We start from the raw sequence: 20,903 nt of genomic DNA, 5'->3' as shown, positions 1-20,903 counted from the left end.
GGAGCGATGATCAATGCGCTGGGATTGCTGGAAGTGGAGGGCATGGTCGCCGCTGTAGACGCCGCGGATGCCATGCTCAAGGCGGCCAATGTGCGCCTGCTCAGTCATGAAGTGCTCGACCCCGGCAGATTGACGCTGGTGGTGGAGGGGGATCTGGCGGCCTGTCGTGCCGCGCTGGATGCCGGAAGCGTAGCGGCGGAGCGAACCGGATGTGTGATCAGCCGTCGGGAAATCGGCCGTCCGGAAGAGGATACCCAGTGGCTGATCGGCGGTTTTCAGCCACCGCCGCCAGCGCCCCTGCCGCCTGCTGACCCGGCATCATCGGAAGCGTTACTGACGCTGCTGGCATCAGTTCGTCAGGGCATGACGGCCGGCGAGGTCGCCGCGCATTTTGCCTGGCCGCTGGATAAGGCCCGCCAGGCGCTGGATCAGCTCTTTTCCGCAGGGACGCTACGCAAACGCAGTAGCCGCTATCGTCTCAAAAATCCATAACCTGTCGGAGGTGCCGGGAGCGGCTTGCCCCCGGCTTTAACGATTATGAAAAAGCGTCGTTCTGCAAATTTGCACCATCTCTGTTGCGAGGCGTTACCTGAAAATACCCGGCTGACGCCCCAGGTTGAAATTGACAATATTCATCAACGACACACAACCGATGTGTATGAGCACGCCCTGACCATTACCGCCTGGCAACAGATTTACGATCAGCTGCATCCGGGGCAGTTTCGCGGCGAGTTTACCGAAATTCTGCTCGATGAGATCCAGGTCTTTCGCGAATATACCGGGCTGGCGCTGCGCCAGTCCTGCGTGGTCTGGCCGAACTCCTTTTGGTTTGGTATTCCGGCGGCGCGGGGAGAGCAGGGGTTTATCGGTTCGCAGTGCCTGGGCCGGGCAGAAATCGCCACCCGTCCCGGCGGTACGGAGTTCGAGCTCAGCACACCGGATGATTACACCATCCTCGGTGTGGTGATTTCAGAGGAGGTGATTTCTCGCCATGCCAGTTTCCTGCACCACCCGGAGCGAGTGCTGCATATGCTACGCAACCAGTCAGCGCTGGCAGTTCGGGAGCCGCATAAGGCCGCGCTGTGGGGGTTTGTGCAGCAGGCGCTGGCCACCTTCAGCGAGCATCCGGATACCCTTCATCAGCCTGCGGTGCGCAAGGTGCTGCGGGATAATCTGTTGCTGGCGATGGGGACGATGCTGGAAGAGGCGCAGCCGATGGTGAGCGCGGAGAGTATCAGCCACCAGAGCTACCGCCGCCTGCTGGCGCAGGCCCGCGAATATGTGCTGGAAAACAGCGCGGAGCCGCTAACCGTTCTCGACCTGTGCCAGCAGCTGTACGTCAGCCGTCGCACCCTGCAAAACGCCTTCCATGCGATTCTGGGGATTGGCCCCAACGCCTGGCTCAAACGGATCCGTCTGAACGCCGTACGCCGGGAGCTGATAAGTCCCTGGTCAGAGCGGGAGACGGTCAAGGAGGCGGCCATGCAGTGGGGATTCTGGCATCTGGGGCAGTTCGCCACCGACTATCAGCAGCTGTTTGCTGAGAAACCGTCGATGACGCTGCACCATCGCCTGCGCCAGTGGGTGTGAGCGAAGCGACGCCGCTGCCGGGTGGCCAGCCGCCATCCGGCCGTTACAGCCAGTCGCGCACCTGAATAAACTCGCTCAGCGCCGCCTCGGGACTGCCGGGCTCGGGCTGATAATCATATTCCCAGCGCACCAGCGGCGGCATCGACATCAGAATCGACTCCGTACGCCCGCCGGTCTGCAGGCCGAACAGGGTGCCGCGGTCCCAGACCAGATTGAACTCGACGTAGCGGCCGCGGCGATAGAGCTGAAAGTGGCGCTCGCGCTCGCCGTACGGCATGGCTTTTCGGCGTTCGACGATGGGTAAATAGGCGTCAGCATAGCCGTTCCCGACCGCCTGCATAAAGGCGAAGCAGTGGTCAAAATCCGGGGTATTCAGGTCGTCAAAGAACAGACCGCCGATACCGCGCTGCTCCTGGCGGTGCTTCAGATAGAAGTAATCATCGCACCATTTTTTATAGCGCGGATAGACTTTTTCGCCGAACGGCAGACACAGATCGCGGGCGGTACGATGCCAGTGGACGGCATCCTCTTCAAAGCCATAGTAAGGGGTTAAATCGAAGCCGCCGCCGAACCACCACACCGGGTCGGCGCCAGGCTTTTCGGCAATAAAGAACCGCACGTTGGCATGGCTGGTGGGCACATAGGGGTTAAGCGGATGAACCACCAGCGAGACGCCCATGGCTTCAAAGCTGCGTCCGGCCAGCTCCGGGCGATGGGCCGTTGCCGAGGCGGGCATCGCATCGCCATGGACGTGAGAAAAGTTAACCCCGGCCTGTTCGAACACGTTGCCGTCGCGCAACACCCGGCTGCGCCCGCCGCCACCGCCTTCCCGCTGCCAGGCGTCTTCAATAAACGGTGCGCCATCGACAGCGCTCAGCTGCTGGCAAAGGTTGTCCTGGAGCTGGAGCAGAAAAGTTTTAACCTGCGCGGCATCGGGTTTCATTAACGTCTCTTCGAATGGGCTTTCTGGTTATCGAACCAGTGGAAATAGCTGATAATGCCGTTGGCAATCGCGGTGGCGATTTTCTGCCGGAAAGCGGTGGTGCCGAGCAGTTTCTCCTCGTTCGGGTTGGTGATAAACGAGGTTTCCACCAGCACGGACGGAATGGACGGCGACTTCAGCACCACGAACGCCGCCTGCTCGGTATTGCGGCTGTGTAGCTTATGCACCGGTTTGATCTTTTTCAGGATATGCGATCCCAGCGTCAGGCTGTTTTTAATGGTGTCGGTCTGCACCAGATCGAACAGCACCTGCTGCAGCAGATGATCTTTATCGGTCGCTTTCTTACCGGCAACTTCATCGGCGCGGTTTTCGCGGTCGGAGAGGTATTTTGCCATGGCGCTACTGGCGCCGCGGTTTGACAGCGCAAACACCGAGGCGCCGGCGGCGCTCGGGTTGGTGAAGCCGTCGGCATGGATCGACATAAACAGATCGGCGCCGTGCTGATGGGCAATCTCCACGCGGTCGTACAGCGGGATAAAGGTATCGCCGGTACGGGTCAGGCGGGCGTCGATGCCGTTGCTGCGCAAAATGCTGCGCACGTTCTTAGCGATCGCCAGCACCACATGCTTCTCTTTCGAACCGTTATGGCCGATAGCCCCGGTGTCGATACCGCCGTGGCCCGGGTCGAGCATCACAACGCGGCGGGCGCCGGCCTTTTTAGCGGCGGGTTTGCTGTGTCCATTTGATGTTTTCAGTGGCTGCTCTTTTGCGCTGACCTGTTCGGCGACGCCACTCAGCGTCATCGCAGCCAGCCCGGCTTTCAGCACCTGACGGCGCGAAGCAAGTATTTTTAAGGGTTTAAAAGTGCTCATTCGGCCTGAATTGTAAACAAGTGATGTCCAATGTTATATCGTATCGCGTTTGCCGTTACGACCATTCAAAATAAGAATTGTTTTACTTTTCATTTCAATACATGACAAAGTCATATTATGCCATTTTTTGTCGCTGATTTCGCCTGATATTGGCTATCAGTTATATTCGCGCCATAATCACTGTTTTTAACCGTCAATGGTGGGGAATACCATGGAGATTCGCGTTTTTCGCCAGCAGGATTTCGAAGAGGTTGTGACGCTGTGGGAGCGCTGCGATCTGCTGCGCCCGTGGAACGATCCGGAGATGGATATTGAGCGCAAGCTGAATCATGACGTCAGCCTGTTTCTGGTGGCGGAAGTGAATGGCGAAGTGGTCGGCACGGTGATGGGCGGATATGACGGTCATCGCGGATCGGCCTATTATCTCGGCGTCCATCCGGAATATCGTGGCCGGGGTATCGCGAACGCGCTGCTCAACCGGCTCGAGAAAAAGCTGATTGCCCGCGGCTGCCCGAAAATCAACATTATGGTTCGTGAAGACAACGACGTGGTGCAGGGAATGTATGAGCGGCTGGGCTATGAATACGCCGATGTCCTGACCCTGGGCAAGCGTCTGATCGAAGATGAAGAATACTGAGTTTATCCCCGCCGATTTTGATGCCCATGGCCGTCTGCGCCTGCCTTTGCTCTTCTGGTGCGTGCTGTTGTTGCAGGCCCGCACGTGGGTGCTGTTTTTGATGGCCGGCGCATCGCGCCAGCAGGGCGACGCGATTCTTAATCTGTTCTATCCCGATCACGACCGCTTCTGGCTCGGTTTACTCCCCGGCGTGCCGGCGGTGCTGGCCTTTCTGCTTAGCGGCTACCGTCAGCGCCTGCCGCGCGCGTGGCGGGCGATGCGCTGGCTGCTGGTGCTATCGCAATTGCTGCTGTTGCTGTGGCAGCCGATGCTATGGCTGAGCGGCGAATCTCCCTCCTTGCTGACCATCGGGCTGCTGGTGGCGGATGGTTATGCCCTGTGGTGGCTGTTAACCAGCCGTCGCCTGGGCGCCTGTTTTCGCCAGACCACCTTTTAAGGGCACTTTTTGCCGATCGTGAACTCCAACATGCGTTGAATGACTCAGAAAGGATTGTGATATGAAATCGCTACGTTTAATGCTCTGTGCGCTTCCGCTGGCGCTGACCGGCTGCTCCACGATGAGCGCAGTCAACTGGTCGGCGGCCTATCCGTGGAACTGGTTTGGCGCTTCCACCGAGGTGACCGAGCAGGGGGTGGGTAAACTGACGGCCTCCACGCCGCTCAATGAACAGGCTATTAGCGATGCGCTGGGGAGCGACTACCGTTTACGCAGCGGGATGAAGACCGATAAGGGCAATATCGTCCACTATTTTGAAGCGCTGAAAGACAACAGCGTGGCGCTGACCATCAATGGCGACAACGGTACCATCAGCCGGATTGACGTGCGTGATGCCGAAATCAAAACCGCCAGCGGCGTGAAAATCGGCACACCGTTTAGCGACCTGTACAGCAAAGCCTTCGGCAACTGCCAGAAAGGCAGCAATGACAATGGCGCGGTCGTAGAGTGTCAGGCCGAGGGGAGCCAGCATATCAGCTATGCCTTTACCGGCCACTGGAGCGGCCCGGACGAGCTGATGCCCTCCGACGATACGCTGAAAAACTGGAAGGTCAGCAAAATTATCTGGCGTCGCTAAATTGATCTGAAGAGACACGACGGCCCTGAAAAACGGTTACAATGGCGCGTTAGCAACGCGATAGCGTTGTGGTTGCATCATTTCAGGAGGAGCGATGTCTCAGGTTCAGAGCGGCATTTTGCCGGAACATTGCCGCGCGGCGATTTGGATTGAAGCCAATGTCAAAGGGGACGTTAACGCCCTGCGCGAAGCGAGCAAAAATTTTGTCGATAACGTGGCCACCTTCCAGGCTAAATTCCCTGACGCCAAACTCGGGGCGGTGGTGGCGTTCGGCAATAACGTCTGGCGTCAGCTGTGCGGCGGCGAAGGGGCGGAAGAGTTAAAAGATTTTCCGGTCTACGGCAAAGGGCTGGCGCCGTCCACCCAGTATGACCTGCTGATTCATATTTTATCCGCCCGCCATGAAGTCAACTTCTCGGTGGCGCAGGCCGCGATGGCCGCCTTTGGCGACGCTATCGACGTGAAAGAAGAGATCCACGGTTTCCGTTGGGTGGAAGAGCGTGACCTCAGCGGCTTTGTCGACGGCACCGAAAACCCGGCGGGGGAAGAAACCCGCCGCGAAGTGGCAGTCATTAAAGACGGTGTTGACGCGGGCGGCAGCTACGTGTTCGTCCAGCGCTGGGAGCATAATCTCAAACAGCTGAACCGCATGAGCGTACCGGATCAGGAGATGATGATCGGCCGTACCAAAGAAGCCAACGAAGAGATCGATGGCGACGAGCGTCCGGTCACGTCGCACCTGAGCCGCGTGGACTTAAAAGAAGATGGCAAAGGGCTGAAAATCGTCCGTCAGAGCCTGCCGTACGGCACCGCCAGCGGCACCCATGGTCTCTATTTCTGCGCCTACTGCGCGCGCCTGTATAACATCGAGCAGCAGCTGCTGAGCATGTTCGGCGATACCGACGGCAAACGCGACGCGATGCTGCGCTTCACTAAACCGGTGACCGGCGGCTATTACTTCGCGCCGTCGCTGGAGCGTATTCAGGCGCTGTAATTTTTTCCCCTCACCCTAACCCTCTCCCCAAGGGGGAGAGGGAACCGTTCGGTGCGGTTATGGAATCTGCGTGCGGACTCTCTTTCTCCCTCTCCCTCAGGGAGAGGGGCGGGGTGAGGGCATCGGCGACTCAAGCGCTTCAAGTATTCTCTGCATCACCGCATCTTCATACTCTTCAAACTCATTATTCCAGAAGCGTAAAACCCGCCATCCCTGGCTCTGTAGCCAGCGGGTGCGGCGAACATCGTAGGCACGCCTCTCATCGTGTTGGCCGCCGTCCAGTTCAATCGCCAGCCGTGTTGCGCAGCAGGCAAAATCGAGAATATAGGGACCAACGGGATGCTGGCGGCGAAACTTATAGCAAGCAAAATGGCGGTTGCGCAGTAAGTACCATAGTCGACGTTCTGTTGGCGTTAAGCTACGTCTGAGCTGACGAGCAAATATCTGTGTGTTTTTCATATAAACACAGTGCACGCCTGGCTGCCGTTTGTCACAATGACACGTCTAATCTGCGAGCCGCTTTCAGCAAAGCTTTGCCAGTTGCTTATTCTCTTTTCGACTTCCAAATCGCCAAACGGTATATAAAACCGTTACTCCTTTCGTACCCGTTATAAATATGATGATCATCAGAAAATGTTCAACGTTGATAAGGGTGCGCAATGGCCGTTAAATCACTGAAAAAAGGATATCTGGCGCTGGCGGCTTCCATGCTGCTGGCCGCGCAGGCGCAGGCGACAGAGCTGCTGAACAGCTCCTATGATGTCTCCCGCGAGCTGTTTGCCGCCCTTAACCCGCCTTTTGAGCAGCAGTGGGCGAAGGACAATGGCGGGGACACGCTGACGATTAAGCAGTCGCATGCCGGTTCATCCAAGCAGGCGCTGGCTATTTTGCAGGGCCTGAAGGCGGACGTGGTCACCTACAACCAGGTGACGGACGTGCAGATCCTGCATGACAAGGGCAACCTGATCCCGGCCGACTGGCAAAGCCGCCTGCCGAACAACAGCTCACCGTTCTATTCGACGATGGGTTTCCTGGTGCGTAAAGGCAACCCGAAAAACATTCATGACTGGAACGATCTGGTTCGCTCTGACGTCAAGCTGATTTTCCCGAACCCGAAAACCTCGGGTAACGCCCGATACACCTACCTGGCGGCATGGGGCGCGGCGGATAAAGCCGACGGCGGCGATAAAGCCAAAACCGAACAGTTTATGACCCAGTTTCTGAAGAACGTCGAAGTCTTTGATACCGGCGGACGCGGGGCGACTACCACTTTTGCTGAACGCGGCCTGGGCGATGTGCTGATTAGCTTCGAATCGGAAGTGAACAATATTCGTAAGCAGTATGAGGCGCAGGGATTTGAAGTGGTGATCCCGAAAACCAACATTCTGGCGGAGTTCCCGGTGGCGTGGGTGGATAAAAACGTCAAAGCCAATGGCACGGAAAAGGCGGCGAAAGCCTACCTGAACTGGCTCTACAGCCCGCAGGCGCAAACCATCATTACCGACTACTACTACCGGGTAAACAACCCGAAAGTGATGGACGCCCTGAAGGATAAATTCCCGCAGACCGAGCTGTTCCGCGTAGAGGACAAGTTTGGCTCCTGGCCTGAGGTGATGAAAACCCACTTCGCCAGCGGCGGCGAACTGGACAAACTGCTGGCGGCGGGGCGTAAGTAATGTTTGCTGTGTCGTCCAAGCGCGTGCTGCCGGGCTTTACCCTGAGCCTCGGCACCAGCCTGCTGTTTGTCTGTCTGATTTTGTTATTACCGCTCAGCGCGCTGGTGATGCAGCTGGCGCAGATGAGCTGGGCGCAATACTGGGATGTGATCACCAATCCGCAGGTGGTGGCGGCCTATAAGGTGACGCTGCTGTCGGCGTTTGTGGCCTCGATTTTTAACGGCGTCTTTGGTCTGCTGATGGCCTGGATCCTCACTCGCTATCGTTTTCCTGGCCGCACGCTGCTGGATGCCTTAATGGATCTGCCGTTTGCGCTGCCGACGGCGGTGGCCGGCCTGACGCTGGCTTCGCTGTTTTCGGTTAACGGAATTTACGGTGAATGGCTGGCGAAGTTCGATATTAAAGTGACCTATACCTGGCTCGGCATCGCCGTGGCGATGGCCTTCACCAGCATCCCGTTCGTGGTACGTACCGTGCAGCCGGTGCTGGAGGAGCTGGGACCCGAGTATGAGGAAGCGGCGGAAACGCTGGGCGCCACGCGCTGGCAGAGTTTCCGCAAAGTGGTGCTGCCGGAGCTGTCGCCGGCGCTGCTGGCGGGCATTGCCCTGTCGTTTACCCGCAGCCTCGGCGAGTTTGGCGCGGTGATTTTTATCGCTGGCAACATCGCGTGGAAGACAGAGGTGACCTCGCTGATGATCTTTATTCGTCTGCAGGAGTTTGACTATCCGGCGGCGAGCGCGATCGCCTCGGTGATCCTGGCCGCCTCACTGCTGCTGCTCTTTTCCATCAATACCCTGCAGAGTCGCTTTGGTCGACGCGTGGTAGGTCACTAATGGCGGAAGTTACTCAATTGAAACGCTACGACGCGCCCCGCATCAACTGGGGGAAATGGTTTCTGATTGGCGTCGGGATGGTGGTCTCCGCCTTCATCCTCGTCGTGCCGATGCTCTATATCTTTATCCAGGCCTTCAGCAAAGGGCTGATGCCGGTGCTGGAAAACCTGGCCAACCCGGACATGCTGCATGCCATCTGGCTGACGGTGATGATTGCGTTGATTACCGTACCGGTGAACCTGGTGTTCGGTACGCTGCTGGCCTGGCTGGTGACACGTTTTACTTTTCCCGGCCGCCAGCTGCTGCTGACGTTACTGGATATCCCGTTCGCCGTCTCGCCGGTGGTGGCCGGTCTGGTGTATCTGCTGTTTTATGGCTCTAACGGCCCGCTGGGCGGCTGGCTTGATGCGCATAACCTGCAGATCATGTTCGCCTGGCCGGGCATGGTGCTGGCGACCATCTTTGTCACCTGTCCGTTTGTGGTGCGCGAGCTGGTGCCGGTGATGATGAGCCAGGGCAGTCATGAAGATGAAGCTGCGGTGCTGCTGGGCGCTTCCGGCTGGCAGATGTTCCGTCGGGTGACGTTGCCGAATATTCGCTGGGCGCTGCTGTATGGCGTGGTATTGACCAACGCCCGCGCCATCGGCGAATTTGGCGCAGTGTCGGTAGTCTCCGGTTCGATTCGTGGAGAAACGCTGTCGCTGCCGCTGCAAATTGAACTACTGGAGCAGGATTACAATACCGTCGGCTCGTTTACCGCTGCGGCCCTGCTGACGTTAATGGCTATTCTGACCCTGTTTTTAAAGAGTATGTTGCAATGGCGTCTGGCCAATCAGAAAGAACGCGCGCAACAGGAGGGAAATCATGAGCATTGAGATTGCCAATATTAAGAAATCGTTTGGTCGCACCCAGGTGCTGAATGATATCTCGCTGGATATCCCTTCCGGACAAATGGTTGCGCTGCTGGGGCCCTCGGGCTCCGGAAAAACCACCTTGCTGCGAATTATCGCCGGGCTGGAGCATCAGACCAGCGGTCATATCCGCTTCCACGGCACCGACGTCAGCCGGATGCACGCCCGCGACCGTAAAGTGGGTTTCGTCTTCCAGCACTATGCGCTGTTCCGTCATATGACGGTGTTCGACAACATCGCCTTTGGCCTGACCGTGCTGCCGCGCCGTGAACGACCCAATGCGGCGGCGATCAAAGCCAAAGTGACCAAACTGCTGGAGATGGTGCAGCTAGCCCATCTGGCTGATCGCTATCCGGCGCAGTTGTCCGGCGGCCAGAAACAGCGTGTGGCGCTGGCGCGCGCCCTGGCGGTGGAGCCGCAAATTCTGTTGCTGGATGAACCCTTCGGCGCGCTGGATGCGCAGGTGCGTAAAGAGCTGCGCCGCTGGCTGCGTCAGCTGCATGAAGAGTTAAAATTTACCAGCGTGTTCGTCACCCACGATCAGGAAGAGGCGCTGGAAGTTGCTGACCGGGTGGTGGTGATGAGTCAGGGCAACATCGAACAAGCCGATGCCCCGGAGCGCGTGTGGCGTGAACCGTCGACCCGTTTCGTACTGGAGTTTATGGGCGAAGTAAACCGCCTGCAGGGCATTATCCGCGGTGGACAGTTCCACGTTGGCGCGCACCGCTGGCCGTTAGGCTATACCCCAACATACCAGGGGCCGGTGGATCTGTTCCTGCGTCCGTGGGAAGTGGACATCAGCCGCCGGACCAGCCTGGATTCCCCGCTGCCGGTGCAGGTCCTGGAAGCCAGCCCGAAAGGGCACTACACCCAATTAGTCGTTCAGCCTCTGGGGTGGTATGACGAACCGCTGAGCGTGGTGCTGGCGGGCGATGAGGCGCCGTCCCGCGGCGAACGGCTGTTCGTTGGCCTGCAAAACGCGCGCCTGTATAACGGTACCGAGCGTATCGAGCCGCGCGGCGAGCTTGCTCTGGCGGAGTCGGCCTGATAGCTTATTGAGCAGGTCTATCGCCCGGTAAGGCTACGCTTTCCGGGCCTGGAATTTTTACGCGTCTTGTAGGCCGGGTAAGCGAAGCGCAACCCGGCTTTTTTATTGAGTAAAAATCGTGAATACACTCGAACACACCATCGGCAATACCCCTCTGGTCAAGCTTCAGCGTCTGGGTCCTGACAACGGCAGCGAAGTTTGGGTCAAACTCGAAGGCAATAATCCGGCCGGCTCGGTAAAAGACCGCGCCGCGCTGTCGATGATCGTCGAAGCGGAAAAGCGCGGCGAAATTCAGCCCGGCGACGTGCTGATCGAAGCGACCAGCGGTAACACCGGTATTGCGCTGGCGATGATCGCCGCGCTGAAAGGCTATCATATGAAGCTGCTGATGCCTGACAACATGAGCCAGGAGCGCCGGGCGGCGATGCGTGCCTACGGCGCCGAGCTGATTCTGGTCACTAAAGAGCAGGGAATGGAGGGGGCCCGCGACCTGGCCCTTGAGATGGCGCAGCGCGGAGAGGGCAAACTGCTCGATCAGTTTAACAACCCGGATAACCCCTACGCCCACTACACTACCACCGGGCCGGAAATCTGGCAGCAGACCGCGGGACGTATCACCCACTTTGTCTCCAGCATGGGGACCACCGGCACCATTACCGGCGTGTCGCGCTTTTTGCGCGAACAGAGTAAACCGGTGGCCATTGTCGGCCTGCAGCCGGAAGAGGGCAGCAGTATTCCCGGGATCCGTCGCTGGCCGGCAGAGTATATGCCGGGGATCTTTAACGCTTCGCTGGTGGATGCGGTGCTGGATATTCATCAGCAGGATGCCGAGAATACCATGCGTCAGCTGGCGGTGCGGGAAGGCATTTTCTGCGGGGTCAGTTCCGGCGGCGCGGTGGCGGGCGCGTTACGCATTGCCCGTGAAAATCCTGGCGCGGTGGTGGTGGCGATCGTCTGCGATCGCGGCGATCGTTACCTTTCCACCGGCGTGTTCGGCGAAGAACATTTTAGCCAGGGGGCTGGCATTTAATCATCAAGCAGGTCGGTGCCGTAGGAGTTATCGACCGTACACAGCCAGCGCTCGCCCTGCTTCTGAAAGACATAGGTGGCGCGCCGCGTGACCTGGGATATCCCGTCCGCCGTCGGGATATCCAGCCGGGTCTCCATAATCACCAGCGCATTGCCGCCGCCTTCAATAACCTCCATTTTCCCCTGAGTCACCACCAGTCGGTGCTGGAAATAGTCGGCAATGGCGATAAAGGCTTTGCGGATATTCTCTTTCCCTCTGACCACCATGCCCGGTTTGACGACCAGCGCGGCGTCTTCTGCGTAATAGGCCATCAGGGTATCGTAATCTTCCTGTGAGATAGCGCGGTCGCAGGCTTCAATGACCGCCTTCAGTGCCAGGTCAGTGTGATGCATCTCTGGTGCTCCTTCTTGCGAGCGATTTGTCCGCCGCCGGGACTGTTTTATTCGTCCGGGGGAGCAGGGTATGCAGGTAAGACTGTGCCTGCTTTCGTTTACTTTTTCATTAGTTTATCGGCAGCTGCCATCACTCACCTGTGCGGCAGATGCTTCAACATGCTGAATGATACGGCCTGCATCAGGGTTGGTTTAAGACCAGCGCAATATCAGCCGCCAGGCGGGAAATCTCAGCGTCACTCAGACGGCCCAGCGACAGGCGCAGCCCGTGCGCAGGCGTTCGGACACCAAATATTTCCCCCTCCCGGACCAGCCAGCCGGCGCGGGCCAGGCGTAAGGCGTAGGGCTGGCTCGCCGCTGGCAGCGGCAGCCAGAAATTAAGGCCATCGCCAGGCGTAGCATGGCTGTGGCCGTGCCGGGCCAGCGCCGCCGCCAGTTTCTCATTCTGCTGGCGATAATGACGACGGGTCTCCGTCATCGAGGCGATAAACGCCTCATCGGTCAGACAGGCCAGCGTCAGGTCCTGCAGCAGATGGCTGACCCACTGGCTGCCGGCGTTAAGCCGCAGGCGCAGCGCCGCTGAGGTATCGGCATCGCTGGCGATAAAGGCCAGCCGCAGGTCTGGCCCGAGGGTTTTTGACATTGAGCGCACCAGCGCCCAGCGTTGCGTGCTTGCAGGAAGAGGGGAGTGCCATGGCGTGGCCGACAGCAGGGCAAAATGGTCATCAACAATCGCCAGTACCTGCGGATAGCGGGCCAGCACCTCCCGCAGGGCATGCGCCCGGGTTTCCGTCAGGCTACAGCCGGTAGGATTATGCGCGCGCGGGGTTAAGATCACCGCCCGTGCGCCGTTGCGTAACGCCTCCTCCAGGCCGTCAGGATCCATCCCCTCGGCATCCACCGCCACCGGGCAGGGGGTAAAACCGGCGTAACGCACCATATTGATGCTGCTGAGAAAACAGGGATCTTCCACCACAACGCCGTCGCCGGGCAGCAGCAGAGCGCTCAGCAGACGCTCCAGGGCGTCAATCGCTCCGCTGGCGAGATTCACCGCAAAGGGAACCGCTATCTCTTTGGCAAACCACGCCTCGGCCCATTGACCAAGCCGCGGCTCGATGGGAGCATCGCCATACAGGCGTGGTGTGCGGGCAAGCTGGCCCAGATAACGGGTTAATTCAGGCAGTCTGGCGGGGTCCGGATTGCCGCTGGAGATATCGTTCAGCGGCGTCGTTGGGTCACCGCCCTCCAGCGCCGGCAGCGGATCCCGTGCTTTAATGGCCGTGCCGTTTCGTCCCTGGCTGACGGCCAGCCCGGAGGTGACCAGCCGTTTATAGGCGGCGGCGACGGTATTGCGATTCACCTCCAGCTGGCTGGCGAGCTCGCGTACCGGTGGCAGAACCTCTCCGGGCCGCAACCCACCGCTCTGCACCAGATGGCGGATATGATCGAAGATATCGCTGGCGGTTTTTCCGGTAAACATTATTGACCTATGACAAAATGAAATTTAGCATAGGACGAATCATAATCAGTGCGTGACCCGCTGTCCAGCGGGGGGAGAAAAGATGGGCCAGCAAGATGACATACAATCAGTGCTCTTTCACGACACAAGCCGGGCGTCGGAAGTCGATATCGTCGCTGTGCAGTCCCAGGTAGTCTATGGCAGCGTTGGCAACAGCATCGCGGTTCCGGCCATTAAACAGCACGGTTTGCGCGTGCTGGCGGTGCCGACGGTACTGTTCAGCAATACGCCCCATTATGAGACGTTCTATGGCGGCATTATTCCGGAGGAGTGGTTTGTTGGGTATCTGCAGGCGCTGGAGGAACGCGACGCGTTGCGCGAACTGCGTGCAGTGACCACCGGCTATATGGGCAACGCCGTTCAAATCGAACGTCTGGCGCAGTGGCTGACGCGGGTGCGGGCCCGCCATCCCGGGCTGTGCATTCTGGTGGATCCGGTCATCGGCGATGTCGACAGCGGCATCTACGTTAAGGCTGAGATCCCGGACGCCTATCGTCAGCATCTTCTGCCACTGGCGCAAGGGATCACCCCCAATCTGTTTGAGCTGGAAACGCTGAGCGGCCAGCGCTGTCGCAATCAGCAGGAGGCGGTCGCGGCGGCGCGAAGCCTGCTGTCAGATACCCTCAAATGGGTGGTGATCACCAGCGCGCCGGGAGAGGCGCGTTCGACGATAAATGTGCTGGTGGTGACGGCCGATGCGGTGGAGGTGGTGGCCCACCCGCGGGTGGAAACGGACCTGAAGGGAACGGGCGATCTGTTCTGTGCAGAGCTGGTGAGCGGTCTGCTCACCGGCCTGGCGCTGGGGGCGGCGACGCAGGCTGCCGCCCGGCGCGTGCTGGAGGTCATGAACTGGACTGCCGCGCAGGGGTGTGACGAACTGATCCTGCCGCCACGGGAGAAAAACTGATGAAAAGCTATCGGTTAGTGATCCGCCAACAGGGGCGTATTGTCGGTCATTTTGATACCACAGGGGAGGCGGCGCTGGAGGATGCCTGCGTAGCGCGGTCGCTGTTCGGCCTGGCCGGAGGGTACCAGTGCGATCTGCTGGTCTCTGACAGTGATCGTCGTATTCTGGAGAGCACGCCGGAGGGATTGCGCATCTTGTCCCGGGAGAAGTGCTATCAGCCGGTGACCAGCGCGATATAAAAAAATGGCGCCTTTCGGCGCCATTTTTATGCAGCAAGCATTACTTCTTGATGCGGATAACCGGGGTTTCACCCACAGTCACGCTACCGGACAGTTTGATCAGCTCTTTGATCTCGTCCATGTTGGAGATAACCACCGGCGTCAGGGTAGACTTGGCTTTCTCTTCCAGCAGCGGCAGATCGAATTCGATAACCGGGTCACCGACTTTCACGCGCTGGCCTTCTTCAGCGATACGCTTGAAGCCTTCGCCTTTCAGTTCAACGGTATCAATACCGAAGTGAACGAACAGCTCGATGCCGCTATCAGATTCAATAGAGAACGCATGGTTGGTTTCGAAAATTTTACCAATGGTACCGTCTACCGGCGCGACCATTTTGTTGCCGGTCGGTTTGATGGCAATCCCATCGCCCACAATTTTTTCCGCAAAAACCACATCCGGCACGTCTTCGATGTTGACGATCTCACCGGAGAGGGGAGCAATAATCTCAATAGTTCCGGTGTCTTTCTTGTCATCAGAAACCAGAGATTTCAATTTATCAAACAAACCCATGATCTTCTCCTAAGCAGTAATTTGGGCCGCGCATCTCTTGGATTAGCAGATTGTTTTTTCTTCAATGAACTTGTTAACCAGCGTCATTAACTCGTCCGTTGTCGGTTGAGCAAGAGCCTGCTCTGCTAATACTTTCGCATCTTCGAAGTTCGTATTACGAATAATCTTCTTGATGCGCGGGATGGAAATGGCGCTCATAGAGAATTCGTCCAGCCCCATACCCAGCAACAGAAGTGTAGCACGTTCATCGCCCGCAAGCTCACCGCACATGCCAGTCCATTTACCTTCAGCGTGAGAAGCATCAATAACTTGCTTAATCAGATTCAGTACAGACGGTGACATCGGCTGGTAAAGATGTGAAATCATATCATTACCACGGTCAACTGCCAGAGTATATTGCGTTAAATCATTGGTGCCGATACTAAAGAAATCAACTTCTTTGGCCAGATGACGAGCAATGGTCGCCGCAGCCGGTGTTTCCACCATCACGCCGATCTCAATGGATTCGTCAAATGCTTTACCTTCGTCACGCAGTTCCTGTTTGTAGATTTCGATCTCTTTCTTCAGCGCACGCACTTCTTCAACAGAGATGATCATCGGGAACATAATGCGCAGTTTACCGAAAGCGGAGGCACGCAGGATGGCGCGCACCTGATCTCGCAGGATTTCTTTACGATCCATCGCGATACGCACGGCACGCCAGCCGAGGAACGGGTTCTCTTCTTTCGGGAAGTTCATGTACGGCAGCTCTTTGTCGCCGCCAATGTCCATGGTACGCACGATAACGGCCTGAGAGCCACAGGCTTCAGCCACCGCTTTATAGGCCGCAAACTGCTCTTCTTCAGTTGGCAGCGCGTCACGGTCCATGAACAGGAATTCGGTACGATACAGGCCAACGCCTTCGGCGCCGTTGCGCTCAGCACCTTCGACATCGCGAACGGTACCAATGTTGGCGCAGACTTCAACCTGATGGCCGTCGAGGGTAATCGCCGGCAGATCTTTCAGTTTCGCCAGTTCGGCTTTTTCTTCCGCAACCTGAGCCTGCAGATTACGCAGCGCTTCAATTTGCTCGTTAGACGGGTTGACCAGAACCTGGTTGTTCACCGCGTCGAGAATCAGATAATCGCCGTTTTTCACCTGCGCCGTGATGCTGCCGGTGCCCACGATGGCCGGCAGTTCCAGGGAACGCGCCATGATGGAGGTGTGAGAGGTACGGCCGCCCGCGTCGGTGATGAAGCCCAGCACTTTTTTCAGGTTCAGCTGTGCGGTTTCAGACGGGGTCAGATCGGCGGCGACGAGGATGACTTCATCCTGAATCGCGCTCAGATCGATAATCGACAGACCAAGGATGTTGCGCAGCAGGCGCTTACCGATGTCGCGTACGTCAGCCGCACGTTCTTTCAGGTATTCATCGTCCAGCTCTTCCAGGGCAGTGGCCTGACCTTCGATAACTTCATTGGCTGCCGCGTCGGCAGTCATGTGCTTATCTTTAATCAGGGCTATGATTTCCTGCTCAAGCTCCTCATCTTCCAGCAGCATGATATGCCCTTCGAAGATGGCTTCTTTTTCTTCACCGAAAGTTTCACCAGCTTTGGTTTTGATGACCTCCAGCTGGGCGGAGGCCTTGGCGCGGCCGCTCAGGAAACGTTCGACTTCCTGATCAACCTTATCGGCAGAAATTTTCTTCCGGTCGATGACAATTTCATCTTCCTTCAGCAGCAGTGCTTTGCCGAAGGCGATACCCGGGGATGCTAAAATGCCTGAAATCATAACCCTACCTTACTTGTGACTGATATGAAAAAGAACCCGTGAACTTACTCGAGTTCAGCCATCAGTTTAACCAGATGCTCAACAGCTTTCTGCTCATCTTCGCCTTCAGCGGAGAGGGTCACTACGGTTCCCTGGGTCAGGCCCAGAGTCTGCAGTTTGAACAGGCTTTTGGCGCTGGCGCTTTTGCCGTTGGAGGTTACAGTGATCTCAGAAGTGAAGCCTTTAGCTTCTTTAACAAACTGAGCAGCAGGGCGGGTGTGCAGACCGTTCGGAGCGGTAATGGTAACTTCTTGCTGGAACATTATATTTCCCCAACTTATAGGTTTAGTGTTGTGGACCTAAAGTCTAGTCTAACGACTCGACTTTAGCCTGTATTGTTAGCGCCGGCGTTACGTTTCCGGCCTTGGCGTCGGCAGCGCCTGGCGCTGCGAAGACCTGCGGGCCATTGACGTCTAGCACGTCATTAAACATTATGCCGCGAAAGGAAGACTTGAACCAAATCATAAAATCGATTCAGCTGGCGGAAATCCTCTTCTGAATAATTTCGCGCATCAAAATAAATGTGCTGGTTAAATACCAGACCCTACGAGGTGAATCAATGCCAGGAGGGGTAAAACTTTGACGTATGCCACAAAAAAGCACCTGAAAAGGTGCTTTTTTACACATTATTTACAAGCTGGCACTACTGTTGCAGTTCTTTCTCAGTGAAGAGATCGGCGAACAGCGCGGTGCTTAAATAACGCTCACCTGAGGAAGGCAGGATAACCACAATATTCTTATTGGTAAAGGCCTCATCTTCCTGCAGCTTCAGCGCGGCGGCAACAGCGGCCCCGGAAGAGATACCCGCCAGGATGCCTTCTTCTTCCATCAGACGGCGCGCCGTGGAGATAGCTTCCTCGTTGGTAATGCCGATCACTTTGTCCACCAGCTTTAGATCCAGGTTGCCAGGAATGAAGCCGGCGCCGATACCCTGAATTTTGTGCGGGCCTGGCTTGAGCTCTTCACCCGCCAGCGCCTGGGAGATGACCGGCGAATCGGTCGGTTCGACCGCGACGGTGATCAGATCTTTTTTGCCCTTGGTATTTTTAATGTAGCGGCTGACGCCGGTCAGCGTACCGCCGGTGCCTACGCCAGAGATAAAGACGTCCACCTGACCATCGGTGTCTTCCCAGATTTCCGGGCCGGTGGTCTTTTCGTGGATTTCCGGGTTAGCCGGGTTGCTGAACTGCTGCAGCAGCAGGAATTTTTCCGGGTTGCTGGCGACGATCTCTTCCGCTTTCTGAATAGCGCCTTTCATGCCTTTTGCGCCTTCGGTCAGTACCAGGTTGGCGCCCAGCGCTTTCAGCAGTTTGCGGCGCTCAATGCTCATGGTTTCCGGCATGGTTAGCGTTAGCTTGTAGCCGCGGGCCGCCGCCACGTAGGCGAGGGCGATACCGGTGTTGCCGCTGGTCGGTTCGACCAGTTCCACGCCAGGTTTCAGAACGCCGCGCTTTTCAGCATCCCAGATCATATTGGCGCCGATACGGCATTTTACGCTAAAGCTCGGGTTACGAGATTCTACCTTTGCCAGGATACGGCCGTTACCAATGCGGTTCAGTCGTACCAGCGGCGTGTGACCGATAGTCAGGGAGTTGTCTTCAAAAATCTTACTCATGGCCCGTCCTTAACTGTATGAAATTTGGGGGTACGGCATCAGCATACCCGCTTAAAGAATATGCGGAAGTAAGGATTTAGCATATCTATATGCGGAAGGGAAATAATGATAAGCGAGAAGGAATAAGCGAGATATAAGGAGCGGCCTCAGCCGCTCCCGGGGTGAACATGTTGGGGCTATTTCCAGACCGCGTGTTTATCGCGATAACAATCGACCCACATTGCGGTGGCGCCGCAGATGGCCACTGGCAGGATCACCAGGTTTAACACCGGGATCATGGTAAACAGACTGGTGAGCGCCCCAAACTGCATATTCATCACTTTGCGGCTGCGCAGCGCTTCGCGCATGGTCCTGAAGGGGACCTTGTGATTATCAAAGGGGTAATCGCAGTATTGAATCGCCAGCATCCATGCGCTGAACAGGAACCAGAGTACCGGGGCCACCGTCTGGCCAACGCCGGGTATAAAGTAGAGCAGCAACAGCACGATGGCGCGGGGCAGGTACCAGGCCAGCTTCTGCCACTCACGTTTCATGATGCGCGGAATATCCTTCATGATGCCAAAGACGCCGACGTCCGGCGGGGTGGCGCCAGTCAGACGCGCTTCAAGTTGTTCCGCCAGCAGGCCGCTGAACGGCGCAGCTATCCAGTTGGCGATAGTCGAAAAGAAGTAACCAAACACCAGCAGAATCGAGAGCACCACCACCGGCCACAGCAGGTAATTCAGCCACTGCAGCCAGTCCGGCACATGGCTCATCAGCGAGGGGATCCAGCTGTCGAGACGGGTAAATAGCCACCAGAAGGCTCCGCCCATCAGCAGCACGTTAACCAGCAAAGGCAAAAAGACATAACGCCGTATGCCAGGCAGCCCGATGAGTTTCCAGCCCTGCGAAAAATAATAAACGCCGCTACGCGGGGTCGGTGCGGATGATGAAACCATAGCCAGGCAATGCTCCTTTTTTAACATCCAGTGTGAATGCTCGCTTATTTTATCGGGTCGCCAGACAATAACCAGTTAGGAAATGTTCGAAAAAACAGCAAAAAGCACGATTTAGTTCATCTTTATGTGGTGAAAGCGACCGACGCACTTGCACTTGAGGTAATCGGCAAATACTCTTAGTGAGTAAATGTTTGCCGTGGTGGCAAGGTGTTAGAACAACAGAGAATATAATGATGCAGGATTTGCGTCTGATATTAATCATTGTTGGCGCGATCGCCATAATCGCTTTACTGGTACATGGTTTTTGGACCAGCCGTAAAGAACGTTCTTCGATGTTTCGCGATCGCCCACTGAAACGTATGAAGTCGCGCGACGATGAGTCGGAAAACGAAGACTTTGATGATAATGTTGAAGGCGTAGGTGAAGTCCGCGTTCATCCGGTCACTCACGCCCCGCACGGCGCGCATGGGGAGCATGAAGCCCCTCGTCAGGCGCCGCAGCACCAGTACCAGCCGCCTTACGAGCGCCAGATGCAGCAGCCTGTGCGTCCTGATGAACCGGTTCGCCAGCCGCAGCAATCGCCGCGCCAGGCCCCGGTTCAACCGCAGGGACAGCAGCCTGCGCCGCATGCGGCTCCGCAGCCTGGCTGGCAACAGCCGCAGCCCGCGCAGCCGTCCGTGCAACCCCAACATCAGCCGCAGCCCGTCGCACCGCAGCCGGTGACGCCGACCGTTGCCCAGCCGCAGCCAGCCGCCCCACAGCAGCCTGTGCCACAGCCTGTTGCCGCGCCGCAGCCCGCCGTCGCCGAGCCGCAGCCGGTAGAGCCGCCGCAGCCTGCCGCGCCGCAGCCGAAAGAGCGTAAAGAGACGGTCATTGTGATGAACGTCGCCGCCCATCACGGCGCACAGCTTAACGGCGAGGTGCTGATCAACAGCATCCAGCAGGCCGGCTTCAAGTTTGGTGAAATGAATATTTTCCACCGCCATCTGAGTCCGGATGGCAGCGGCCCGGTACTGTTCAGTCTGGCCAACATGGTGAAGCCGGGGACCTTCAATCCGGACAGCATGGCGGATATGATGACCCCTGGGGTGACTATTTTTATGCAGGTCCCTTCCTACGGTGATGAACTGCAGAACTTCAAGCTGATGCTGCAGTCTGCGCAGTATATCGCCGATGAAGTGGGCGGCGTGGTGCTTGACGATCAGCGTCGCATGATGACGCCGCAAAAACTGCGTGAATACCAGGATCGTATTCGCGAAGTGAAAGACGCGAACGCCTGACGTCCCGCGTTATCTCAACTCCTTCTCAACCCCCGCCTGTCGGGGGT

24 protein-coding genes are annotated in these 20,903 nt (G+C 57.3%); 14 read left to right on the top strand and 10 right to left on the bottom strand.

Annotated elements, in window-relative coordinates:
* The first annotated feature begins 6 nt into the window (after positions 1 to 6).
* Both eutK and eutR read left to right on the top strand, forming a co-directional pair.
* Entirely contained in the window at positions 7 to 492 is a 486-nt protein-coding gene (eutK, locus tag SPE70_RS19315) for an ethanolamine utilization microcompartment protein EutK (RefSeq protein ID WP_008803858.1), read from the top strand.
* A gap of 45 nt (positions 493 to 537) precedes the next feature.
* Positions 538 to 1,590, top strand: a complete 1,053-nt coding sequence (gene eutR, locus SPE70_RS19310) for an HTH-type transcriptional regulator EutR (RefSeq protein WP_016161617.1) — start codon at positions 538 to 540, stop codon at positions 1,588 to 1,590.
* 43 nt (positions 1,591 to 1,633) lie between these two features.
* Here the strand turns inward: eutR and hemF are convergent, their stop codons facing one another.
* Together hemF and amiA are read right to left on the bottom strand one after the other, a co-directional pair.
* Entirely contained in the window at positions 1,634 to 2,533 is a 900-nt protein-coding gene (gene hemF / locus SPE70_RS19305) for an oxygen-dependent coproporphyrinogen oxidase (RefSeq protein WP_016161616.1), read from the bottom strand.
* Complete coding sequence (gene amiA, locus SPE70_RS19300) at positions 2,533 to 3,405, bottom strand: N-acetylmuramoyl-L-alanine amidase AmiA (protein ID WP_064170362.1); 873 nt, start codon at positions 3,403 to 3,405, stop codon at positions 2,533 to 2,535. The genes hemF and amiA overlap by 1 nt, the downstream gene beginning before the upstream one ends.
* Positions 3,406 to 3,616: 211 nt before the next feature.
* Between amiA and SPE70_RS19295 the strand changes: the two genes are divergently transcribed.
* From SPE70_RS19295 to SPE70_RS19280, 4 genes are all read left to right on the top strand, one after another.
* Entirely contained in the window at positions 3,617 to 4,042 is a 426-nt protein-coding gene (locus tag SPE70_RS19295) for a GNAT family acetyltransferase (RefSeq protein WP_002913637.1), read from the top strand.
* Complete coding sequence (locus tag SPE70_RS19290) at positions 4,029 to 4,478, top strand: DUF2919 domain-containing protein (protein ID WP_032736078.1); 450 nt, start codon at positions 4,029 to 4,031, stop codon at positions 4,476 to 4,478. The genes SPE70_RS19295 and SPE70_RS19290 overlap by 14 nt, the downstream gene beginning before the upstream one ends.
* Positions 4,479 to 4,539: 61 nt before the next feature.
* Complete coding sequence (locus tag SPE70_RS19285) at positions 4,540 to 5,115, top strand: RpoE-regulated lipoprotein (protein WP_008803863.1); 576 nt, start codon at positions 4,540 to 4,542, stop codon at positions 5,113 to 5,115.
* A 94-nt stretch (positions 5,116 to 5,209) separates the two neighbouring features.
* Positions 5,210 to 6,109 carry a Dyp-type peroxidase gene (locus SPE70_RS19280; protein WP_032736077.1) on the top strand — a complete coding sequence of 300 codons (900 nt, stop codon included), beginning with the start codon at positions 5,210 to 5,212 and terminating at the stop codon, positions 6,107 to 6,109.
* 96 nt (positions 6,110 to 6,205) lie between these two features.
* Here SPE70_RS19280 and SPE70_RS19275 read toward each other — a convergent pair whose 3' ends face one another.
* Entirely contained in the window at positions 6,206 to 6,568 is a 363-nt protein-coding gene (locus SPE70_RS19275; protein ID WP_012540934.1) for an endonuclease domain-containing protein, read from the bottom strand.
* A gap of 200 nt (positions 6,569 to 6,768) precedes the next feature.
* On the opposite strand from SPE70_RS19275, the gene cysP reads away from it, so the two are divergent.
* The 5 genes from cysP to cysM all read left to right on the top strand — a co-directional run bounded on the left by cysP (position 6,769) and on the right by cysM (position 11,607).
* Positions 6,769 to 7,785 carry a thiosulfate/sulfate ABC transporter substrate-binding protein CysP gene (cysP, locus tag SPE70_RS19270; protein ID WP_008803866.1) on the top strand — a complete coding sequence of 339 codons (1,017 nt, stop codon included), beginning with the start codon at positions 6,769 to 6,771 and terminating at the stop codon, positions 7,783 to 7,785.
* On the top strand, positions 7,785 to 8,618 hold the full coding sequence (gene cysT, locus SPE70_RS19265) for a sulfate/thiosulfate ABC transporter permease CysT (protein WP_002913626.1): 834 nt from the start codon (positions 7,785 to 7,787) through the stop codon (positions 8,616 to 8,618). The genes cysP and cysT overlap by 1 nt, the downstream gene beginning before the upstream one ends.
* Positions 8,618 to 9,493, top strand: a complete 876-nt coding sequence (gene cysW, locus SPE70_RS19260; RefSeq protein ID WP_008803867.1) for a sulfate/thiosulfate ABC transporter permease CysW — start codon at positions 8,618 to 8,620, stop codon at positions 9,491 to 9,493. The genes cysT and cysW overlap by 1 nt, the downstream gene beginning before the upstream one ends.
* Positions 9,483 to 10,577: a sulfate/thiosulfate ABC transporter ATP-binding protein CysA gene (cysA, locus tag SPE70_RS19255; RefSeq protein ID WP_012540937.1), complete on the top strand. Its 1,095-nt coding sequence runs from the start codon at positions 9,483 to 9,485 to the stop codon at positions 10,575 to 10,577. The genes cysW and cysA overlap by 11 nt, the downstream gene beginning before the upstream one ends.
* Positions 10,578 to 10,695: 118 nt before the next feature.
* Positions 10,696 to 11,607 carry a cysteine synthase CysM gene (gene cysM / locus SPE70_RS19250; RefSeq protein WP_012540938.1) on the top strand — a complete coding sequence of 304 codons (912 nt, stop codon included), beginning with the start codon at positions 10,696 to 10,698 and terminating at the stop codon, positions 11,605 to 11,607.
* Here cysM and SPE70_RS19245 read toward each other — a convergent pair.
* Positions 11,604 to 11,999, bottom strand: coding sequence for a YybH family protein (locus tag SPE70_RS19245; RefSeq protein ID WP_008803870.1), 396 nt, complete (start codon positions 11,997 to 11,999; stop codon positions 11,604 to 11,606). The two genes, cysM and SPE70_RS19245, sit on opposite strands and share 4 nt — an antisense overlap.
* A gap of 181 nt (positions 12,000 to 12,180) precedes the next feature.
* Positions 12,181 to 13,479 carry a MocR-like B6 salvage transcription factor PtsJ gene (ptsJ, locus tag SPE70_RS19240; protein WP_016161615.1) on the bottom strand — a complete coding sequence of 433 codons (1,299 nt, stop codon included), beginning with the start codon at positions 13,477 to 13,479 and terminating at the stop codon, positions 12,181 to 12,183.
* 82 nt (positions 13,480 to 13,561) lie between these two features.
* Between ptsJ and pdxK the strand changes: the two genes are divergently transcribed.
* Both pdxK and SPE70_RS19230 read left to right on the top strand, forming a co-directional pair.
* Complete coding sequence (gene pdxK, locus SPE70_RS19235) at positions 13,562 to 14,425, top strand: pyridoxine/pyridoxal/pyridoxamine kinase (protein WP_012540940.1); 864 nt, start codon at positions 13,562 to 13,564, stop codon at positions 14,423 to 14,425.
* The gene (locus SPE70_RS19230) at positions 14,425 to 14,664 is read left to right on the top strand and encodes a cytoplasmic protein (protein WP_136047288.1); all 240 of its coding nucleotides are present in this window, start codon (positions 14,425 to 14,427) and stop codon (positions 14,662 to 14,664) included. Before pdxK ends, SPE70_RS19230 begins: the two co-directional genes overlap by 1 nt.
* 40 nt (positions 14,665 to 14,704) lie before the next feature.
* On the opposite strand, the gene crr is transcribed toward SPE70_RS19230, so the two are convergent.
* The 5 genes from crr to cysZ form a co-directional block, all read right to left on the bottom strand.
* Complete coding sequence (crr, locus tag SPE70_RS19225) at positions 14,705 to 15,214, bottom strand: PTS glucose transporter subunit IIA (RefSeq protein WP_008803873.1); 510 nt, start codon at positions 15,212 to 15,214, stop codon at positions 14,705 to 14,707.
* A gap of 42 nt (positions 15,215 to 15,256) precedes the next feature.
* Positions 15,257 to 16,984 carry a phosphoenolpyruvate-protein phosphotransferase PtsI gene (gene ptsI, locus SPE70_RS19220; RefSeq protein ID WP_008803874.1) on the bottom strand — a complete coding sequence of 576 codons (1,728 nt, stop codon included), beginning with the start codon at positions 16,982 to 16,984 and terminating at the stop codon, positions 15,257 to 15,259.
* 44 nt (positions 16,985 to 17,028) lie between these two features.
* Positions 17,029 to 17,286 (bottom strand): phosphocarrier protein Hpr, encoded by a 258-nt coding sequence (gene ptsH, locus SPE70_RS19215; RefSeq protein WP_002913505.1) that lies wholly within the window; start codon positions 17,284 to 17,286, stop codon positions 17,029 to 17,031.
* A gap of 380 nt (positions 17,287 to 17,666) precedes the next feature.
* Positions 17,667 to 18,638 carry a cysteine synthase A gene (gene cysK / locus SPE70_RS19210; RefSeq protein ID WP_012540942.1) on the bottom strand — a complete coding sequence of 324 codons (972 nt, stop codon included), beginning with the start codon at positions 18,636 to 18,638 and terminating at the stop codon, positions 17,667 to 17,669.
* 176 nt (positions 18,639 to 18,814) lie between these two features.
* A complete protein-coding gene (gene cysZ / locus SPE70_RS19205; RefSeq protein ID WP_008803876.1) occupies positions 18,815 to 19,576 on the bottom strand; it encodes a sulfate transporter CysZ in 762 nt (253 codons plus the stop codon).
* A 230-nt stretch (positions 19,577 to 19,806) separates the two neighbouring features.
* Here cysZ and zipA point away from each other — a divergent pair, with 230 nt between their 5' ends.
* A complete protein-coding gene (gene zipA / locus SPE70_RS19200; RefSeq protein ID WP_063106007.1) occupies positions 19,807 to 20,856 on the top strand; it encodes a cell division protein ZipA in 1,050 nt (349 codons plus the stop codon).
* The last annotated feature ends 47 nt before the right edge of the window (positions 20,857 to 20,903 follow it).

Origin of the sequence: Klebsiella sp. ZJOU C1, assembly GCF_035620215.1 — a bacterium.
GTDB lineage: Bacteria > Pseudomonadota > Gammaproteobacteria > Enterobacterales > Enterobacteriaceae > Klebsiella > Klebsiella variicola.
Note: the sequence above shows the minus strand (reverse complement) of the source record. Positions and strands in the feature narration are given on the sequence as shown.

Coding starts and splice junctions, on each gene's coding strand:
- eutK (WP_008803858.1), top strand. CDS start 7: ATGATCAATGCGCTGGGATTGCTGGAAGTGGAGGGCATGGTCGCCGCT.
- eutR (WP_016161617.1), top strand. CDS start 538: ATGAAAAAGCGTCGTTCTGCAAATTTGCACCATCTCTGTTGCGAGGCG.
- hemF (WP_016161616.1), bottom strand. CDS start 2,533: ATGAAACCCGATGCCGCGCAGGTTAAAACTTTTCTGCTCCAGCTCCAG.
- amiA (WP_064170362.1), bottom strand. CDS start 3,405: ATGAGCACTTTTAAACCCTTAAAAATACTTGCTTCGCGCCGTCAGGTG.
- SPE70_RS19295 (WP_002913637.1), top strand. CDS start 3,617: ATGGAGATTCGCGTTTTTCGCCAGCAGGATTTCGAAGAGGTTGTGACG.
- SPE70_RS19290 (WP_032736078.1), top strand. CDS start 4,029: ATGAAGAATACTGAGTTTATCCCCGCCGATTTTGATGCCCATGGCCGT.
- SPE70_RS19285 (WP_008803863.1), top strand. CDS start 4,540: ATGAAATCGCTACGTTTAATGCTCTGTGCGCTTCCGCTGGCGCTGACC.
- SPE70_RS19280 (WP_032736077.1), top strand. CDS start 5,210: ATGTCTCAGGTTCAGAGCGGCATTTTGCCGGAACATTGCCGCGCGGCG.
- SPE70_RS19275 (WP_012540934.1), bottom strand. CDS start 6,568: ATGAAAAACACACAGATATTTGCTCGTCAGCTCAGACGTAGCTTAACG.
- cysP (WP_008803866.1), top strand. CDS start 6,769: ATGGCCGTTAAATCACTGAAAAAAGGATATCTGGCGCTGGCGGCTTCC.
- cysT (WP_002913626.1), top strand. CDS start 7,785: ATGTTTGCTGTGTCGTCCAAGCGCGTGCTGCCGGGCTTTACCCTGAGC.
- cysW (WP_008803867.1), top strand. CDS start 8,618: ATGGCGGAAGTTACTCAATTGAAACGCTACGACGCGCCCCGCATCAAC.
- cysA (WP_012540937.1), top strand. CDS start 9,483: ATGAGCATTGAGATTGCCAATATTAAGAAATCGTTTGGTCGCACCCAG.
- SPE70_RS19245 (WP_008803870.1), bottom strand. CDS start 11,999: ATGCATCACACTGACCTGGCACTGAAGGCGGTCATTGAAGCCTGCGAC.
- ptsJ (WP_016161615.1), bottom strand. CDS start 13,479: ATGTTTACCGGAAAAACCGCCAGCGATATCTTCGATCATATCCGCCAT.
- pdxK (WP_012540940.1), top strand. CDS start 13,562: ATGGGCCAGCAAGATGACATACAATCAGTGCTCTTTCACGACACAAGC.
- SPE70_RS19230 (WP_136047288.1), top strand. CDS start 14,425: ATGAAAAGCTATCGGTTAGTGATCCGCCAACAGGGGCGTATTGTCGGT.
- crr (WP_008803873.1), bottom strand. CDS start 15,214: ATGGGTTTGTTTGATAAATTGAAATCTCTGGTTTCTGATGACAAGAAA.
- ptsI (WP_008803874.1), bottom strand. CDS start 16,984: ATGATTTCAGGCATTTTAGCATCCCCGGGTATCGCCTTCGGCAAAGCA.
- ptsH (WP_002913505.1), bottom strand. CDS start 17,286: ATGTTCCAGCAAGAAGTTACCATTACCGCTCCGAACGGTCTGCACACC.
- cysK (WP_012540942.1), bottom strand. CDS start 18,638: ATGAGTAAGATTTTTGAAGACAACTCCCTGACTATCGGTCACACGCCG.
- cysZ (WP_008803876.1), bottom strand. CDS start 19,576: ATGGTTTCATCATCCGCACCGACCCCGCGTAGCGGCGTTTATTATTTT.
- zipA (WP_063106007.1), top strand. CDS start 19,807: ATGATGCAGGATTTGCGTCTGATATTAATCATTGTTGGCGCGATCGCC.